This window comes from Candidatus Margulisiibacteriota bacterium (assembly GCA_041650635.1).
GTDB lineage: Bacteria > Margulisbacteria > WOR-1 > JAKLHX01 > JBAZKV01 > JBAZKV01.
This window is the reverse complement of record JBAZKV010000020.1, coordinates 15371-32069: the sequence shown is the minus strand read 5'-3', so window position 1 is coordinate 32069 and position 16699 is coordinate 15371. Positions and strand designations below refer to the sequence as shown.

15 protein-coding genes and 1 tRNA gene are annotated in these 16699 nt (G+C 46.7%); 7 read left to right on the top strand and 9 right to left on the bottom strand.

Translation table 11 applies throughout. The features are described from left to right. Positions 1-86: 86 nt before the first annotated feature. Genes WC490_06400 through WC490_06390 form a run of 3 tightly spaced genes read right to left on the bottom strand, consistent with a single transcriptional unit; the run spans position 87 to position 3528 of the window. A complete protein-coding gene (locus WC490_06400) occupies positions 87-749 on the bottom strand; it encodes a hypothetical protein (protein MFA5098235.1) in 663 nt (220 codons plus the stop codon). Positions 750-807: 58 nt separating this feature from the next. After that, the gene (locus WC490_06395) at positions 808-1791 is read right to left on the bottom strand and encodes a sigma factor-like helix-turn-helix DNA-binding protein (protein ID MFA5098234.1); all 984 of its coding nucleotides are present in this window, start codon (positions 1789-1791) and stop codon (positions 808-810) included. Between the two features lie 12 nt (positions 1792-1803). Next, on the bottom strand, positions 1804-3528 hold the full coding sequence (locus tag WC490_06390) for an ATP-binding protein (GenBank protein MFA5098233.1): 1725 nt from the start codon (positions 3526-3528) through the stop codon (positions 1804-1806). Between the two features lie 650 nt (positions 3529-4178). On the opposite strand from WC490_06390, the gene WC490_06385 reads away from it, so the two are divergent. After that, the gene (locus WC490_06385) at positions 4179-4706 is read left to right on the top strand and encodes a DNA-processing protein DprA (protein ID MFA5098232.1); all 528 of its coding nucleotides are present in this window, start codon (positions 4179-4181) and stop codon (positions 4704-4706) included. Between the two features lie 1598 nt (positions 4707-6304). On the opposite strand, the gene WC490_06380 is transcribed toward WC490_06385, so the two are convergent. After that, positions 6305-6377: transfer RNA gene (locus WC490_06380), tRNA-Glu, on the bottom strand. Positions 6378-6451: 74 nt separating this feature from the next. On the opposite strand from WC490_06380, the gene WC490_06375 reads away from it, so the two are divergent. Beyond that, positions 6452-7021, top strand: coding sequence for a pseudouridine synthase (locus tag WC490_06375; GenBank protein ID MFA5098231.1), 570 nt, complete (start codon positions 6452-6454; stop codon positions 7019-7021). Between the two features lie 304 nt (positions 7022-7325). Then, positions 7326-8879, top strand: a complete 1554-nt coding sequence (locus WC490_06370; protein MFA5098230.1) for a hypothetical protein — start codon at positions 7326-7328, stop codon at positions 8877-8879. Between the two features lie 11 nt (positions 8880-8890). Here the strand turns inward: WC490_06370 and gatB are convergent, their stop codons facing one another. Genes gatB through WC490_06345 form a run of 5 tightly spaced genes read right to left on the bottom strand, consistent with a single transcriptional unit; the run spans position 8891 to position 13446 of the window. Next, positions 8891-10360, bottom strand: coding sequence for an Asp-tRNA(Asn)/Glu-tRNA(Gln) amidotransferase subunit GatB (gene gatB / locus WC490_06365; GenBank protein MFA5098229.1), 1470 nt, complete (start codon positions 10358-10360; stop codon positions 8891-8893). After that, positions 10333-11784 carry an Asp-tRNA(Asn)/Glu-tRNA(Gln) amidotransferase subunit GatA gene (gene gatA / locus WC490_06360; protein MFA5098228.1) on the bottom strand — a complete coding sequence of 484 codons (1452 nt, stop codon included), beginning with the start codon at positions 11782-11784 and terminating at the stop codon, positions 10333-10335. Before gatA ends, gatB begins: the two co-directional genes overlap by 28 nt. Then, positions 11781-12086: an Asp-tRNA(Asn)/Glu-tRNA(Gln) amidotransferase subunit GatC gene (gene gatC, locus WC490_06355; protein MFA5098227.1), complete on the bottom strand. Its 306-nt coding sequence runs from the start codon at positions 12084-12086 to the stop codon at positions 11781-11783. Before gatC ends, gatA begins: the two co-directional genes overlap by 4 nt. Before the next feature lie 42 nt (positions 12087-12128). Next, positions 12129-12938, bottom strand: a complete 810-nt coding sequence (locus WC490_06350; GenBank protein MFA5098226.1) for a transporter — start codon at positions 12936-12938, stop codon at positions 12129-12131. Positions 12939-12969: 31 nt separating this feature from the next. Next, positions 12970-13446, bottom strand: coding sequence for a VIT1/CCC1 transporter family protein (locus WC490_06345; protein ID MFA5098225.1), 477 nt, complete (start codon positions 13444-13446; stop codon positions 12970-12972). Positions 13447-13526: 80 nt separating this feature from the next. Here WC490_06345 and WC490_06340 point away from each other — a divergent pair, with 80 nt between their 5' ends. Genes WC490_06340 through atpB form a run of 4 tightly spaced genes read left to right on the top strand, consistent with a single transcriptional unit; the run spans position 13527 to position 16697 of the window. Then, positions 13527-14594, top strand: a complete 1068-nt coding sequence (locus WC490_06340) for an MraY family glycosyltransferase (protein MFA5098224.1) — start codon at positions 13527-13529, stop codon at positions 14592-14594. Then, positions 14594-15769 (top strand): UDP-N-acetylglucosamine 2-epimerase (non-hydrolyzing), encoded by a 1176-nt coding sequence (gene wecB, locus WC490_06335; GenBank protein MFA5098223.1) that lies wholly within the window; start codon positions 14594-14596, stop codon positions 15767-15769. The genes WC490_06340 and wecB overlap by 1 nt, the downstream gene beginning before the upstream one ends. Beyond that, positions 15766-15972 (top strand): AtpZ/AtpI family protein, encoded by a 207-nt coding sequence (locus WC490_06330; protein MFA5098222.1) that lies wholly within the window; start codon positions 15766-15768, stop codon positions 15970-15972. The genes wecB and WC490_06330 overlap by 4 nt, the downstream gene beginning before the upstream one ends. Further along, positions 15969-16697: a F0F1 ATP synthase subunit A gene (gene atpB, locus WC490_06325; GenBank protein MFA5098221.1), complete on the top strand. Its 729-nt coding sequence runs from the start codon at positions 15969-15971 to the stop codon at positions 16695-16697. Before WC490_06330 ends, atpB begins: the two co-directional genes overlap by 4 nt. Positions 16698-16699: the final 2 nt, after the last annotated feature.

Below are 16699 nucleotides of genomic sequence, written 5' to 3'. Positions count from 1 at the left end.
TGCGTTTAATAATCTCCTGTTTCTGCTCGGCCGTTAGTGTTGGGAAACCTTTTGGCATGTGCCTTCACCCCTTTCTACTAGTCAGATTATACTGAAACTACTTGTCTAGTATAAGGGGTACATGCCATTCTGCCTTTGTAAGTATCTGAAATTCCTAAAATGCCAAGACCATATTGTATTAATTTTTCTCTAGAAGTCTCGCGAATAAACATGTCGGCAATAATCTTGATATCTGTTAAAGTGGTTGGCTTCTTGTGGTGTGTGAAGATTTCTTTGAATGGGGCACAAATCTCATCGTAATTTGTATTTATTAAATCATTCCGCCACTGTTTAGCAATTTGTCTTTCTAAATCCAGAAATTCACCTTTTTGCCATCTATGAAAAGCCTCTTCTTCCGGGGATTGTTCTATCACCACCCCAGATTCACCCCCTAAAGTCGTTATCTTCCCACCAGGAATCCTTGGGCGATTATCATTTATATCGATTGAAACATTGCCTATTAGTTCATTAAAAAGCATTGTTGTATGATGTGCATTCATCTTTGACCCTGTATCAGGAGTCTTATATGCGATGCTTCCAACGACTTGGGCCGGAGATCGTCCTTTTCTAATTTCATTTTCCAAATCAGCTAATGTTTCAATAAAAAACAGAGGTGTAATATTTGTTAGAAAAAAATTGTCAAGCCAAACTGACTCATCCGGGCTTAAGCTCTGTAATGTTGATTTGTCAAATATTAATATTGGTCCCATAATATAGTTCTTCTTCTTTTATTGTGGATGTTGAAAAATATCATCTTTTCAATATTTGCTAAAATGGCAAAGCTGTCTGATTTGCTGCAACAATGGACATAATGTATTTCGTGTTTCTGCCGGCGCCCTGTTTTGCAATTGTTTTGTTGAAAAGCAATTCTTTAATGTAATTTGCGGCTGATTGTGTGCTAATGCCAATTGCGGCACATATCTCACTGATTCCAATAGGACCGCGAACGCAAATTTGGTTGATAAGATTGTTCATCTTGATTCTTTTGTTTTCTTTATTTTTGATTATGTTATTTTGAAAACTGGCTAAAGTGTTGGCATGTATTCTATGCTTAGGCCTTTCAATTCCATATTCTTTTCTAAAACTTTCAATACTGCCCCAATACCGATCAATCCTTGCCCAAATAGCGCGCCATGACGGCCGCAAATTCATTTCTGTTGTAGTTGGATGAGTGCCTAATTCATCAACAATTTTTGAGTACTCTTTTAAGCATTTACTTCTCCTTGCCAAGTCGCGATAATCTTTGGTGTCAATGTCGTAATGCTTTAGTAGCTTTCTAAAATCATCAATATGAATATTTAGAGTGGAGCATATCTTTGGCGGGCTTATCTCGTGCTTAATTTCTTCAATAATAGTGTCTCTTCCGTAATTACTTATTAATTCATTGAATCTTTTATCCCTATGCAACTCATATTCGTAAAGCCCTTGTTTTTCGCCCTTATTGAGCAGTTGCCTTATTCTTTCCCTTGTAACGCCAAGTTCATCGGCCACTTTTTGTAGTGTATGAAGTTGATCGTATAGTGATTTTACTTTAATAAGTTTTTCGCTAGTGCTGTTTCTGAGAGGTCGTTTTATCTTATAAACTTTCTTTAAGGCTGATACACTATAAGCGCCTGTTTCGGCCCTAAGTAGCTTTAAAACATATTGATAGGGGAGCCCTAACATGTCTGCAACTCTTATTAGTGAAAAGTGTATTCTCCATAACTTTATAATGTTCCTGATTTCTTTCTTGCGTCTTTTAGATATTCTCATAGAATATGCTGTTTAAATATTAATAATCTTCTGGCTCGCAATCTTCGCAAGTTCATTATATATTCGGTCAAATATTACCATATTTCCCTCAGCGTAATCATTGGAAATCTCAGTAAATGCAATATCACGGACAAGGCTATCCAAATAATTGTCTTTCGAAGCTTTAATATAAAAATCATGTCTTTCGTTAATTTCGATTAAATTATTCTCTTTTGAGAATTTAACGAGATCGCCAGTTCCCGACATGTCTACGGTGTTAATGTTGTAATTTTTGCCAGAATAAGTCATTTTGTCGCTTTTAGTAAGACTTTGGTTTCTTCTTTCCCTTTTATCTTTGCCTCGTTTTACAATTCCGGCAACTTTCTTTGCTTCTTCCTCGACTTTATCCAGATTTGGGAATGGATTGTCAGGTGCATTTTCAATTTCTTTTGTGTACTCTTTTTTGATTTTGGCTTCTAGATCGCCCATAGTTTGGGGGTCATCAAGCTTAGACACGATGTCATTTACCTCTTTCTCCACTCTTTTGACTAAATGTCTATCTAGTTCCTTTTTTGTGTTCTCATCCTTTTTTAATAGAGTGTTTTGAACTTTTGTGATAGATTTATGGCCAAAATCCCAATATTCTTTAAATTCCGGGCAATCGACAAAATCATTCTTTGCGAAGGTGACAAAATCCTTCAAACCATCGGCCTCTCCATAACCGTATAATCGGTATCTATATCTTGTTCCTGATGTTGCTCTAAATAGATCGAACCACTCAGCTTTTTCATTGACGATTCTGCCATTTACTCTAGTCCAAATGCCTTGTTTTGTTGCGGGAATGGGCTCTTTGGTAAAATAAATGATTAGCTTTACGCTTCCAATTAGCTTTAGATTCTCTTCGAACTCAAACTTCTCATCATATTCAAAAGTAGGTTCTTCGATTTCAACTTCTTTCTTGTCGCCATCCTTAATAGTTGTTACAGTGATTTTAAAGTTTTGGCTTTTAGGCATTTTATTCGCAAAACGTTCAATTAAGCGATCCGAATCAATATTCTTCGAATTCAATTGTTCCATGTAAATAGAAGTCCCATGTAAATCTTTGTTGCATTTCTTTGTAAATACTTTACTGCGAATTGCGCTCACATATTTAGCTTTATCCAATTCAGCTCTATTCATATTAAAAATATGCTCCTGGCTCGCTTTTCTCGTAATAATCTTGCATATTTTACATATGTTGGTAATTGCCAATTTTCCGCCCATTCCATACTCACCAATAGGAGCTCTTGAGTATTTTGGAGATCTTGAATTTGAAGTCTTTTTGCTTTCGCCATAAATTACATAAGAGGCGAGGGCTTCCTCGTCCATCCCATTACCGTCATCAATGATGTTCAATGCATTTTTATCGTAATCTAATATGACTTGAACTGATGTCGCATCTGCATCATAAGCATTTACTATCAATTCTTCTATGTTGGAGGCGAGTTCTTGAAAGGTCCTTTTTGCCATTTTCTTGATTCCGATTGTGGCAAAATCTCCTTTCAATTCCCAAACTTTATAGTCTTTTAAATCTGTGGACTCTGAAGGGTCTTTATGGTGAAGATAGTCGAGAATAGAGTCTTTAACAAATTTGTATTTAGATCCAACCTTTCTTCCGGGGATTTTGCCGCTCTCTGACAGTTTATATAAAGTTTGCCGAGTAATTCCTAATAGTTTACAAGCTTCTTCTGTAGATATGACGCTCTCCGTGTTTTCCATATTAACCTCCTTTAACATATTACCAAAACTAACTGATATTAACATATTATAACATTCATATAAAGTTTGTCAAGTTGGCCGGCGCAATTATTAGAGTGGGGGCTAAGGTGCGCGCCGGCCATATAAGGGATATGGCGCGGGGGCGTCCCGCACGAGCTAGTTTACGAGATAAGCGGCTTGACGGCGTCGATAGATGCCGGAAAGCCGCTTCATTCTTTGTTGGAGCAGAAAACTTATGTTGCGCCGAAGGGTCGCGAAGCGGGCCGAAGGCGCGGTAAGGCATTTCATCCTTGCTCTCGGAATCCAATATATGACTTCTATTGCCTCTGTCGAATAAATGCCACTTTCCGATGTGCCTTTTCAAATCTTATCCAAGGATCATTGCTATCTATTAAGTAGCTTCTCCTGTTTTTCCATGATAGCATTTCCCCGCTTTTTCGCTGTCAAGGTCGCTTCGCAGCTACGCATTATATATTTTTAGAAGCTCCGCTCCCTGCTCCAGTCGCCCTCCACTCGCCTTCGCGATAAGGAGACATATAGCTCAGGCTCGCTCGGTCTCCTTCCGCCCCTCCGCTTTGGCTCGCAGACTCGCCGCGCTACGGGTGACAGCGGCGGGGAAATGCTACTTGAATCTCAAGGAGGTGTCACATATGTGTCATTTTGTTGGTGTTGTCGGTTCCCGTTCTCTTCCTGTCCGTTTTGCTCCGCTTGTTGATCAGGTTGTGGCTTTGTTCCTGTCCCGCGGCTATTCTGTGGCTTCCGGTGGGGCAGTGGGGGCTGATTCATTTGCTTTGTCTGCTGTTCTGCGTCACGGTGCTTCTTCTCGCTGTGTTGTTTATTCGGCTTGGTCTTCTGTTTCGGGTTTTCCTTCATCAGTCCAGCCTGATATTGAGCGGTTCATTGCGGCCGGTGGTCAGGTGGTTTGGGGTTCTGCTTCTGCCGGGTCTCCTCGTTCCGTTGCTGTTTCTGCTCTTCTTGGCCGCAATAGGCGTTTGGTTTCCGGTTCCTCTGTGCTTGTTGCTTTCCTCCATGGTGCGTCCAGGGGTTCTCTTTATACCATCCGTCAGGCTGTTTCCCGTGGTATCCCGGTCATTGTGTTCCTTTGTGGCGGCGGGGCTTGCCTCCCTCCTGATCTGGCCCGCCGTTGTTATGTCTTTAATACAAAGGGGGTGATCTAGTTATGCCAATATATCCAATTTATCCGTGCTGTTATTGTCCGATAGGTGATCCCTCTGATCCTTGCAGTAATTCCGTGAAAGTATCATGTAATAGATTTCTTGATTACATAGAAAAATTAAGCAAATACAAATCTCATAATATTTTGATCAAAGAACTGAAAGACTTAATTACCATAAAAGGAGGTAAACAATCATGAAAGCTGCAATTTATACGAGGGTTTCTACAAATGACCAGGCCGATGTTGAGTTTAATTCTTGCGAGACACAGGAATTGAAGATAAGATCATTTATCAAAAGCCAGGATAATATTGAGATTTACAAAGTTTATTCGGACCAAGGATATTCCGGAGCAAATATTGACCGCCCGGAATTACAGGAAATGCTGCGGGAGATCCAAAACGGCAAGATAGATACCGTTATTGCTTACAAAATAGACAGATTAACAAGGTCTCCGAAGGATTTTTATCAGCTTATAGAGATATTGGAGCAGAACAAGGCCACTTTTATATCGGTCACCGAGAGATTTGATACTTCAACACCTTCGGGAAGGCTGCTGCGCAATATAATGCTCACATTCGCGCAATTTGAGCGTGAGCTTATCAGCGAGAGGATCAGCGACAAGATGTTTGAAAGAGCTAAACAAGGAATGTGGAATTGCGGACATACTCCGTTTGGTTATGTGAGAGATAAAAGCAAAAAGCTTGCTATTGAGCCGGCTGAAGCGAAGATCATCAAGAAGATGTTTGAAATGTATCTTTCAACAGGATCTTTGTCTGCCGTTTACAAAAAGATAAAAAATCTTAAATCCCTTACCAGGAGAGGGAATATATTCACAAAAAATACTATTTTCAGGATTCTAAGGAACATTGTTTATACCGGCAAGATTTCTTATCATGGAACAATCTATCAGGGGCTACATCAACCTATAATTGCGCAAGAAGTTTTCGATGAAGTCCAGAAACTTCACGGAAAGCTGGAAAAGAGAAGCGTCAGCTATAACTACACATTATTTCCGGGTCTTGTCATTTGTAAGGAATGCGGATCGACAATGGTATCCGTTTTCTCAAATAGGGTCAAAAGTGATAAAAGAGTCCGATATTTTTATTATTCCTGCTCTGCAATACGGATAAAGGACCGTTCTATATGCGGGACAAAACAAGTCAGTGCTGACAGACTGGATAGAAATATTGTTGAATACCTGCAAAACCTTGTCAATAACCAACAATATCTTGATAGTTTGGTATTTATGCTCAACAACAAGCATAAGGGCGGTCTTGCGGAATGCGAACCAGAGGTATCGGCTTTGCAATACAAGCCAGATATTTTGAAGAATATCCTTGAAAAGATCATAAAAGCATCAGGGTTAAGGAATAAATATGAGAAGCTTGCGATACTGAAAAGGCACATCGAAAAGGTCATTTATTCGAAAGAGACAATAGAAGTCAAAATATTGTATTCCGAGAGCGCGGATGAACTGCCTTACCGCGCCTTCGGCCCGCTTCGCGACCCTTCGGCGCAACATAAGTTTTCTGCTCCATCAAAGAATGAAGCGGCTTTCCGGCATCTGTCGACGCCGTCAAGCCGCTTATCTCGTAAACTAGCCCTAACGGGGATCGAACCCGTACCTTGGCCTTGAGAGGGCCATGTCCTAAACCATTAGACCATAGGGCCATGCGGAAATTTCCAATGACAAATTTCCAATGTCCAATAAAAACGGGACATTGTCGTTTATAATTATAGCATTGATGAGAAAACATAAATATATTCTTTTTAATAAGCCGTACGGAGTGTTGTGCCAGTTTACGGATGAGGAGGGGCGGCCGACATTAAAGGACTACATCGATATACCCGGAGTGTATCCTGTCGGCAGGCTGGACCGGGACAGCGAAGGTCTGGTGCTGCTGACGGATGACGGGGCTTTTCAGCACGATATGGCTGATCCCAGAAAAAAGGTGTGGAAAAAATATCTGGTGCAGGTGGAGAAGGTCCCGGATCAGGAGCAGCTCAAAAAGCTCAGAGATGGCGTTGTATTTGCCGGCAAAAAGACGCTGCCCGCAAAGGTCAAAGTGATAGATCCCCCGTGTCTCTGGGAAAGGTCAAAACCGATAAGATTTAGGGCAACCATTCCCACAAGCTGGCTTGAGCTCTCTATTTGCGAAGGGCGCAACAGACAGGTCCGCAGGATGACGGCGGCTGTAGGGCTTCCCTGTTTAAGGCTGGTCCGTACTGAGATAGGCCCTTATAAGCTGCAAGGACTGCCGCCGGGAGAATATAGTATAATATCAATGATCAAGCTCAAAGAAGGGGGTGCTTAAGATGGCTAACAAAGAACAGATGGGCAACAAGAACGAGAGGAAGTCCGCAAAACTTTCGCTTAAGGAAAAAAGAGCCCTAAAGCAGGAAAAAAAGGCGCAGAAGCATTATTGATCTCCGCTTCAGATCGGCTTTTGGGAACCGCAGCCGTCAGGGCTGCGGTTTTTATTTGAAATCCTGACCGGTTAAAGCCGATATAAAAGCAAGATGGAAGCTAGAGCGGCTATATTAACGGCAGGACACAGGGCCCCTGCAGTATTCAGGGCATTACAGGGTCAGTCGCTGGCCAGGCCAGCTCTCCGGAATATGTTCATGCTTGATAGAGTGGAGGGGAACGCGGAAGATCTGGTACAAAGATACTCGAGACCGCTGAGCCTGAGGCTTGCAAATAATCTTGATTCCACTTTATTTGATCTTCTGGCAACTGCTACAGAGTTGGAAGGCCATGCAGGTTTGATGCTCGATGCCGTGAACAGGGGGGCAGAAGTACCGCTGCTGGATGCGGCCGGCTCAAAAAGCGGATTCTATACCGTCCTTCAAATGCTGATGGTAGCTCTGCCAAAAGAAGACCCCCATTTTCACCTTAGCAGGTGTCTGCACCGTACGGAGGTTGCCGAACTTGTCCTGGACCGTTACAGCAATGACCGGCCCGGTTATGACCGGATCATGGCTAATCTAGGGGCTTTTGAAGGCCGGCCGGAGATTGAAAGAGCTGCAGTGGCTCAAAGCACTTCCAGGATGTCAGAAGCAATGGCAGGATTGATCACTCATAAAACTCTAGATGACTTTTATGTTGTTGATGCGCAAACCCTGAAGCATTCGGCCTATATTTCGGCATTGAGGGGCCTTCAGGACGGGACAACGAGCTTTGATATCAGGTTTAATCCTGCAAAGTGCTGTTTGATCGACAACGCTAAAGGGAGAAGCCTTGCAGAAGATGAATGGAGAGCCGCGATAATAGCGGCATCCCAGATAGTAAAAGAGGGTATCAGGGATGCGATCGATGAGGCTATGGCGGCAGGATACATTCAACAAACCCCGCAGATAGGTATCATCTTTAGTTTTAACAGGTCAAAAGAGTATGAAGTAATGGGGCAGGAGAACTGGCCTGTGAGCACAATGGCGGCCTTTGCGGTTAATTCGGCAGGAAAGGAGATCCAGGGCTTGGATATATCCGGTTCGGAGTATATTATTAATGATTTTTCCGGAAAAATAGCGCCCTGGGCCGGGATCCTAGGCCAGGTGCATGATGAAATGGGCTTGATAACGACCGCGCATCTTGGAGATGTGCGAAACTGCGGAGGCCCTATCCTTAAAGAAATGATCGACCTAGCCAAAGCGTTCCGTGAACAAGGGGACGAAAGTGCATATCAAAGCGCTGTCCTCAGGATCTTTGACGGTTTTATTCCGTTCGTAAGGGGCTTTTTGGAAATAATGCCTGAAGGAAGCGGGATAGGACACGGCTATATTTTGGGCTCGCCCGCAAACATGATCACACCTTTTTGGGATGACAGATCAAGGACCATCTTGTGGGAGGATCTTTCCTCTTATCCGGATAGCGGAAAAACTATAGAGAGGCTCGCAGGTCTTGTGGAGATGGTCAAAGACAAAGGATTTGTTATAGAGCATAATCCGTTCGCGGCCATAAGAAATTACAGAGACCTTTTTCCGGGCTTACAGCTCTTTGACTGGCTTAAAGACGGAATAAGGGTCAGGCTCGGGACTGATGCCGGGACCTTTAGTTTAAACGGGCCCAGGGTCATGTCCGATCAAATGGCCGGACTCCTGCTGACCAGACCGGTATCTGGAAGTCCTTTGAGCATTAGACAGCTAATGAGGCTGGTTGGCTACGACGGATAAATGCAGGAGTATCAGCTCTTCAATTCTTTCAGGAACAGTTTTTTTAGCACTTCCGAATTTGCCCGGCCTTTTGTCTGGCGCATGGCCTGACCTAGAAGATAATTGAGGACGGCTTCTTTCCCGCCCCTGAATTGTTCGACCTGGGCGGGATTTGCTTTTATGACCTGTTCGATCACTTCCTTAAGGGCTGCTTCGTCCGATATCTGGGTCGAGCCCGACTCCTTTACCAGTTCTTCAGGGTCCTTTCCCGTCTCGATTATTTTTGTCAGGAGCTCTTTGCCCGTCTTCATGCTTATGGTGCCTTTTTTTACAAGAGATATCAGTTTTGATAAAAGAGCAGGCGTCAGTTTTGTTCCGAGCAGGTCCAGATTTTTCTGGTTCAAGTACCCGGCAACATCCTGACAGATCCAGTTGGCGACAAGTTTGGGCTCGTCCACCAGTCTGGTGCAGTCTTCAAAAAAGGATGCGGTCGCTTTGTTGTCGGATAGGACCAACGAGTCATAAGCCGAGAGCTTGTACTGTTCTTCAAACCGCTTTCTTTTTGACGATGGCAGCTCGATAAGTCCGTTCTTTATCTCCTTTTCCCATTGCTCCGCCACCATAAGAGGCAAAAGGTCAGGCTCCGGGAAATATCTGTAATCGTGAGAGCTTTCTTTGGTCCTCATCACAGAAGTTTTTCCGGTGGCCTCGTCAAAGAACAGGGTCGCCTGTATTATCTTTTCCCCCTGCCCGAGGAGCTGCGTCTGTCTTTCGACCTCTCCTTCGAGAGCTCTCTGTACGGCCTTGAACGAGTTCATGTTCTTGACCTCGGTCTTTACCCCAAACTCTTTTTGTCCTACGGGCCGCAGCGAAATGTTGGCGTCGCACCTTAGGCTTCCTTCCTCAAGTTTTGCGTCGCAGACCTCAAGGTATTTCAATATATTTGCCAGTTCTTGCATATATACCTTAGCTTCTTCCGGGGTCCTAATATCGGGCTCGCTCACTATCTCCATCAGCGGAGTACCGGTCCTGTTAAGATCGACCAGCGAATAATCGGCTCCCCTGATGCCCGCGCTTCCTTTGTGCACCAGTTTTCCCGCGTCCTCTTCGAGGTGCACCCTGGTTATGCCTATCCTTTTAACCTGTCCTGCCACCTCAATGTCCAGATATCCATGCTGCGCCAGCGGAAGTTCGAACTGGGAGATCTGATAATCTTTCGGAAGGTCGGGATAAAAATAGTTCTTTCTAGCAAAGACGCTCTTGCGGTTTACTTTGCAGTTGAGCGCAAGCGCGGTCTTGACGGCCAGCTCTATTGCTTTTCTATTGATGACCGGAAGAGTTCCTGGCTGTCCCGAGCAGACAGGGCAGATGTTGGAGTTGGGCTCGTTGCCGAACTTTGTTGAGCACGAGCAGAACATCTTGGAGCTCGTAGCCAGCTGCGCGTGCGTCTCAAGCCCTATGACAACCTCGTATTTCATAACACCGGTTTCTTCTTGTGCCACAGAGTTTCCTGCTCATAGGTAAAAGCCGCCCTAAAAAGGGTAGGCTCGTCAAAAGCCCTTGCCATCAGTTGAAGTCCCAGAGGAAGCCCGCCGTCAAAGCCGCACGGGATAGAGATGGCAGGTATCCCGGCAAGGTTGACCGGTATCGTTGCGATGTCAGAAAGGTACATGGCAAGAGGGTCCGAGCATTTTTCCCCGACTTTAAAAGCAGGGGAGGGGCAGGTTGGGCCGGCAACAAGATCGAACTCTTTGAAAGTGGAGTCAAAGTCCTGTTGTATAAGCGTCCTGATCTTTTGGGCCTTTAGGTAATAAGCGTCGTAGTAGCCGGAGCTGAGAGCATAAGTGCCTATAATTATCCTTCTCTTTACCTCGGGGCCAAAGCCTTCTTTTCTGGTGTTGAGATACATGTCCATAAGATCGGCCTGTTTGCCGCTTCTATATCCGTAGTGGACCCCGTCATATCTGGAAAGATTGGAAGAGGCCTCGGCGGGGGCTATTATATAGTAGGCCGAAAGCGCGTATTTAAGTGAAGGCAGGGATACTTCCTTGCAGGAGGCCCCAAGTTTTTCAAGGGTCTTCAAAGCCTCAAGCACTGCCTTCCTTGTATTGTTCTCGATGCCTTCTCCCGTCAGTTCTTTGGGAACCGCTATCTTTAGCCCTTTGACATCCCTTACAAGGGACTTTCGATAATCGGGCGCTTTTTGGTTTGCCGAGGTGGAATCCTTTTTGTCATATTTTGCTATCACATTCATCAGCAGGGCTGCATCCGTCACATCTTTTGTAAGAGGGCCTATCTGGTCAAGGGAAGAAGCAAAAGCAATGAGCCCGTACCTGGAAACCCTTCCGTAGGTAGGCTTTAACCCGACAACACCGCAGAAGGAAGCCGGCTGTCTGATAGAGCCGCCTGTATCGGAGCCAAGGGCAAGTACGGTCTCGTCCGCGGCAACAGAGGCGGCCGATCCGCCGGACGAACCTCCAGGGACCGTTTGAGTGTCCCACGGATTTTTTGTCGTTTTGAAAGCGGAATTTTCTGTAGAAGAGCCCATTGCGAATTCATCGAGATTGGTCTTTCCTATAGTTATCATTCCTTCTTCAGCCAGAAGGTCCACTATGGTTGCGTTGTACGGAGGTCTATAGTCTTTTAGTATTTTTGACGAGCAGGTCGTGGCAATACCTTCGGTGCAGATGTTGTCTTTTACAGCAATGGGGATGCCCCGAAGGGGCCCTGAGCTTGTCGAAGGGCCGCTATCAAGCTCTTTTGCCTGTTTTATTGCAAGGTCTTTGGTCAGGCAGTTGAACGCGCCGATGTTTGGTTCAACCGTCTCTATCCTTTTGTAGAGGTCGCTTACAAGCTCAACGCAGCCGATCTCTTTGTTCTTAAGTTTGTCGGAGAGTTCGTGCGCGGTCAGGCTGTGAAGGCTCATGCTTCTTCGTCTCCCATGATCTTTGGCACCCTGAACATGTTGTCCTCCCGCAAAGGGGCCTGCCCTAGGATCTGGTCAATTCCTTTGAAACTTATGACCTCATCTTCTCTCATCGGGGTCATATCCATGTCCTTGAGGCTGCCGGATGCGGGCTCTATCTTTTTTGTGTCCACGGAGTTAATGGTGTCAACATAGCCGAGGATATCGCTTAACTGCCTGGCATAAAGCTCGATCTCCTCTTCGGTGAGCCCGAGCCGGGCAAGTTTAGCCGTGTAATTTATGGTGTCTTTTGAGATGGACATATACAAGCATTATACATCAGCCGCAGAGGTCCTGCGGGCGGCTCATTCCGGAAAGATCAGCGTTATAGCCACTCTGGTGCTCCATTTAGAGATGTTGGAAGGGGATTCAAGATTGTATATCCCGGTAAGTCCTAAGCTGGTGTAGTGCCCAAATAAAGGGATTATCTGGCTGATCCCTGCTTCCAATGGGATCGTCCATGCCTTTGCTATCCAGTCATAGGAGGTTTCCGATTGGACCGAGCAGGTGAACCCTGTCTTGTTGGAATGGGAGACAAAAGGCTGCAGGTAGGTAAGATTTATGTCGCTGCGCGACATATCCCCCGCAAAGGACCAGACCTGGTTTGCCAGCAGACCGGCGGTCCACGGGCCGTCCTCTTTCAGGACGCAGAAGTTCGGCCCCAGCCCCCATTTTTGCGTGCCGATAGCGGCCTCGGAAGCGGTGGGCAGTAGAATAACGGCCCCGACACCCCAGATCGGTTCGCCTTTTTTGAACTCTTTCGGGGAAAAGAAGAGCTCCACTTCGGTATCTCCAAGTCCTTTCTGAGAAGCGGCGCCTGTGACATTCTGCTGGCTGATATATGGAACGATAGGACGAACTATCAGGTTCCAATCCTTGTTAAGCGAAAGTGGTACCACCGGCTGGACCCTTAGCAGATATCGGCTCCCGTTGTTCCCCGCGCCGAGCCCGGTCTCAAAATTGTTCTGGAACGGGACGCTTATCAGAGAGGCCACCGGGTTTTGAAGCTGTTTTGCCAGTTTCTGGGACTGAGGGGCTTCTTCTGCCGACAGAGAAGCCGCCGTAAACTGGAGCAAAAAAGCTGCAAAGAGCAATGATTTCGCAAAGTATTTCATCAGAAGCCTCCTTATCTGCTGAGGACCGGACTCAGCAAACAAACAGATTTATTAAAACCCCAGCTCCGTGCGCAAGAGCGATAACAAGTACCGCGATCCCCAGATGTTCAATCGTTGCTTTCCATGGACTCGAGCCCTGCTCAACAGCAATATAGTAGGTAAAGATCCCCAGCAGCGACAGTCCCCAAACAATGCTGACCACGGTTGCCGCAATTATGGGCAGCAGCAGGACCGGGACTATAAAGGTCAACGCAAAGAAAAGCTTCGAAAGGAATGTGGACGCGGTTGCGGCCCAGATCTCTTTGTCCGTGTGCTTGTTCTCGGATTCTTCGGAAATGTGGATGCCAAGGGCGTCGGAAAATGAATCAGCGATGGCTATAGTGAGGATGCCGCTGATTACGATCAGGTTCGATCCGGTCGTGGAGCTCAGCCCTACCAGCAGTCCGAGGGTGGTGATGATGCCGGAAGTAAGGCCGAAACTGAGGCCTGTTTTAAGCGAATGTTTCATCATAATAATTTTACCACAGCCCGAAGAGAACCGGAAGGTTTTGTTGTTTGTCATTCCATGGCCGGTATGATAAAATCTTTATGAAAAAAATGCTCTTGTATATCACAGTGTTCTCTATCGCGCTCATAGCTTCGCTGCTGCTGACGCCTAAGGCAAAACAGGCCGCTTTTTTGTTCAACGCTCTGGACAAACCTTCCGAAAGAAAGGTCCATGACCGGCTCATGCCCAGGCTGGGGGGAATAGCCATTTATTCCGGTTTCATGATAGCGGCTATTGTGGGGATAATCGCGGCGCTGGTCCTCAACAAAAAACTGCCGTACGAATCTTTGTACGCGATAATGGCGGGTTCGACGCTTATTTTTCTGCTGGGGGCAGTGGACGATGTAAGGGGGCTGTCTTCCGCGGTCAAGTTCTTCTGGCAGATAGTTGCCGCATCTATTCCGATGTTCTTCGGCGTCCAGGTCTTTTACCTGTCAAACCCGTTCAACGGTGTCATACTGCTGGGGGCTCTGGCGGCTCCTTTTACGCTGCTTTGGATAGTGGGGCTTTCCAATGCTATAAACCTTGCCGACGGGCTTGACGGCCTTGCGGCGGGAATAGCCGCGATCGCGTCCTTTACGCTCTTCATTGTCGCGGTAAGGATACACCAGCCCGGGGCCGCGATCTTTTTGATAGCGCTGGCGGGCTCCTGCATCGGTTTTCTGCGATATAATTTTAATCCCGCTTCGATCTTTTTAGGGGATTCAGGCAGCCTTTTTCTCGGTTACATTCTTGCTACGGCCTCCGTGATAGGAGTGCTAAAAAGCACGATCTTCCTTTCCCTTCTGATCCCTATTTTGATACTGGGCATTCCTATCTATGACACGGCTTCTGTCATGATGAGGCGCTTCAGGAGCGGGAAGAACATTTTTCTTGCAGATAAAGGCCACCTGCACCACCGCCTGCTCAACAAGGGCTTAAGCCACAGGCAGACGGTACTTTCCATTTACCTGGCGTGCCTTTTGCTGGGGCTGGCATCCCTTGCGATAACGCTGCTTGACCTTTACGCGGCGATAGCGGTGATAATAGTGATAGCGGTCGTAGGCTATTTAAGATTGCGAAAGATAAGGCGCTGTGCGGATGGGCGGCCCTGTCGAGGAGAAGATTAATGCAGAAGAAAAGGCTGATGTTCATCTTTGGGACAAGGCCGGAAACGATAAAGATGGCCCCGGTGATCGCCGCGGCAAAGGGACATCCGGACATGTTCGAGCCGATCGTGGTGGTTACAGCCCAGCACAGGCAGATGCTGGACCAGGCGCTGAAGCCTTTTGAGATACGCCCGGACTACGACCTTTCTATAATGGAAGAGAACCAGACGCTTGGCGATATAATCACCAGGTCCATACAGGGATTTGAGGGGATAATCAGGTCGGAAAGGCCCGATATGATACTGGTGCAGGGGGACACAACGACGACATTCACGGGTGCCCTTGCCGCTTTTAACCACAGGGTCCCTGTCGGCCATCTGGAGGCGGGACTGAGGACCTATAACAAATTCAACCCCTACCCTGAAGAAATGAACCGCAGGCTGACAACGGCGCTTTCCGACCTTCATTTTGCCCCCACTAAAAAGGCGCTTGACTGTCTCCTTAAGGAGGGCGTGCCGAGGCACAATGTTTTTCTGACCGGCAACACTGTGGTTGATTCTCTGCTTTTTGCCGTCAAGAAACCCTTTGACCTTAAAAAGGCCGGAGTAAACCTTCCCAGGAACAAAAAGGTGATCCTGGTAACCACCCACAGGAGAGAAAGCTTTGGCGAGCCCATGCGCAGCGTCTGCCGGGCTCTGGCCTTAATTGCCGAAAAACATGCGCAGATCGCTGCTGTTGTGCTGCCGGTCCACAGAAATCCACGGGTCAGGGAAGTTGTGAGCGAAACGCTTTCAAAAACGCCCGGAGTGATCTTGATAGAGCCGATGGACTATATTCCGTTCGTTCATCTGATGAAAGCCTCCCACATTATCCTCAGCGACTCGGGAGGAGTTCAGGAAGAAGCGCCTTCGCTCGGCAAGCCGGTCCTTGTGCTGAGAGAGACCACCGAAAGGCCGGAGGCCGTTGAGGCGGGGACCGTGCGTATGGTGGGTACCGATACGGATACGATAATCAGAGAAACGGAAAAACTTCTTACGGATGAGAGCGAGTACCAGAAGATGGCAAGGGCAGTAAATCCCTATGGGGACGGCCTGGCGGCAGACAGGATCGTTTTTTCCATAATGAGGCGGTTCGGCTATACCGACAGGATGCCGGAGGAATTCGATCCTCTAAAACACTCGCTTAAACTTAAATGAACTTTATCAGATACAGCGACCTGGCCTTCAGCATCGCGGGCAGCATAGTAGCCCCGCCGCTGGCAGGGCTTTTGCTGGGCCGCTTTCTTGACGGCAGATTTGGCTGCTCGCCCGCATTTACTCTGGCGCTTGTGCTTCTCGGTATAGCAGCGGGATTGAGGAGCCTTTTAAGGATAGCAGAAAAGGCGGGCAGGAGCAGATGATACAAATAGGGCATCACAGCGTCTGGCATTTTTTTGGGCTTGATTTTCATGCCGACACTATAATTGCCATGTTGATGGTATCCGCGATCATAGTTGCGGCCGCAGCGGTGCTAAGACATTTTCTGCTGAAAAGCTCTCCTAACGGCCCTACCATGCTTCAGGCGGCGGTCGAGATGGCCATGGAGCCGATAAGCGCGCTTCCTGCGAGCGTTATGGGTAAAAAAGGGGACCAGTACGCGCCGCTCATTTCAACGCTCTTTATTTTTATACTCATTTCCAACTGGTTCGAACTCCTTCCCATCAACGCCGTTTATTCGCTGTTCTTTGATAAATGGGCACCGCACATCCCGCATGTGACGGCTCCTACCACGGACCTAAATGTGACCGCAGGGCTGGCGCTGGTGGTTTTTTTCTCGATCCACTACATCGGTTTTAAAGAAAAGGGGTTTGCTTACCTTAAAAAGTTTTTCGAGCCTTTTTTCTTTTTTCTTCCCGTCAATTTGATGGAAGAGGCGGCCAAGCCGTTCTCCCTTGCCATAAGGCTTTTCGGCAATATGTTCGGCAAAGAGACCATACTCATGATCCTGATCTCTTTAGTGGTGTTCCCTGTCATTTATCCCGTGCCGATACTTGCGCTCAGCCTTTTTATCGGGTTTGTCCAGGCCTTTATCTTTGCGCTGCTGACGACATTTTATATCGGAGGGGCGGTTTCGGACGGGCACTAGAA

Excerpts from the sequence above, each read along its gene's own strand:
- WC490_06340 (MFA5098224.1), top strand. The coding sequence starts at position 13,527 with ATGAAAAAAATGCTCTTGTATATCACAGTGTTCTCTATCGCGCTCATA.
- WC490_06395 (MFA5098234.1), bottom strand. The coding sequence starts at position 1,791 with ATGAGAATATCTAAAAGACGCAAGAAAGAAATCAGGAACATTATAAAG.
- WC490_06345 (MFA5098225.1), bottom strand. The coding sequence starts at position 13,446 with ATGAAACATTCGCTTAAAACAGGCCTCAGTTTCGGCCTTACTTCCGGC.
- WC490_06400 (MFA5098235.1), bottom strand. The coding sequence starts at position 749 with ATGGGACCAATATTAATATTTGACAAATCAACATTACAGAGCTTAAGC.
- WC490_06385 (MFA5098232.1), top strand. The coding sequence starts at position 4,179 with ATGTGTCATTTTGTTGGTGTTGTCGGTTCCCGTTCTCTTCCTGTCCGT.
- wecB (MFA5098223.1), top strand. The coding sequence starts at position 14,594 with ATGCAGAAGAAAAGGCTGATGTTCATCTTTGGGACAAGGCCGGAAACG.
- WC490_06350 (MFA5098226.1), bottom strand. The coding sequence starts at position 12,938 with ATGAAATACTTTGCGAAATCATTGCTCTTTGCAGCTTTTTTGCTCCAG.
- WC490_06390 (MFA5098233.1), bottom strand. The coding sequence starts at position 3,528 with ATGGAAAACACGGAGAGCGTCATATCTACAGAAGAAGCTTGTAAACTA.
- atpB (MFA5098221.1), top strand. The coding sequence starts at position 15,969 with ATGATACAAATAGGGCATCACAGCGTCTGGCATTTTTTTGGGCTTGAT.
- gatC (MFA5098227.1), bottom strand. The coding sequence starts at position 12,086 with ATGTCCATCTCAAAAGACACCATAAATTACACGGCTAAACTTGCCCGG.
- WC490_06330 (MFA5098222.1), top strand. The coding sequence starts at position 15,766 with ATGAACTTTATCAGATACAGCGACCTGGCCTTCAGCATCGCGGGCAGC.
- WC490_06370 (MFA5098230.1), top strand. The coding sequence starts at position 7,326 with ATGTTCATGCTTGATAGAGTGGAGGGGAACGCGGAAGATCTGGTACAA.
- WC490_06375 (MFA5098231.1), top strand. The coding sequence starts at position 6,452 with ATGAGAAAACATAAATATATTCTTTTTAATAAGCCGTACGGAGTGTTG.
- gatA (MFA5098228.1), bottom strand. The coding sequence starts at position 11,784 with ATGAGCCTTCACAGCCTGACCGCGCACGAACTCTCCGACAAACTTAAG.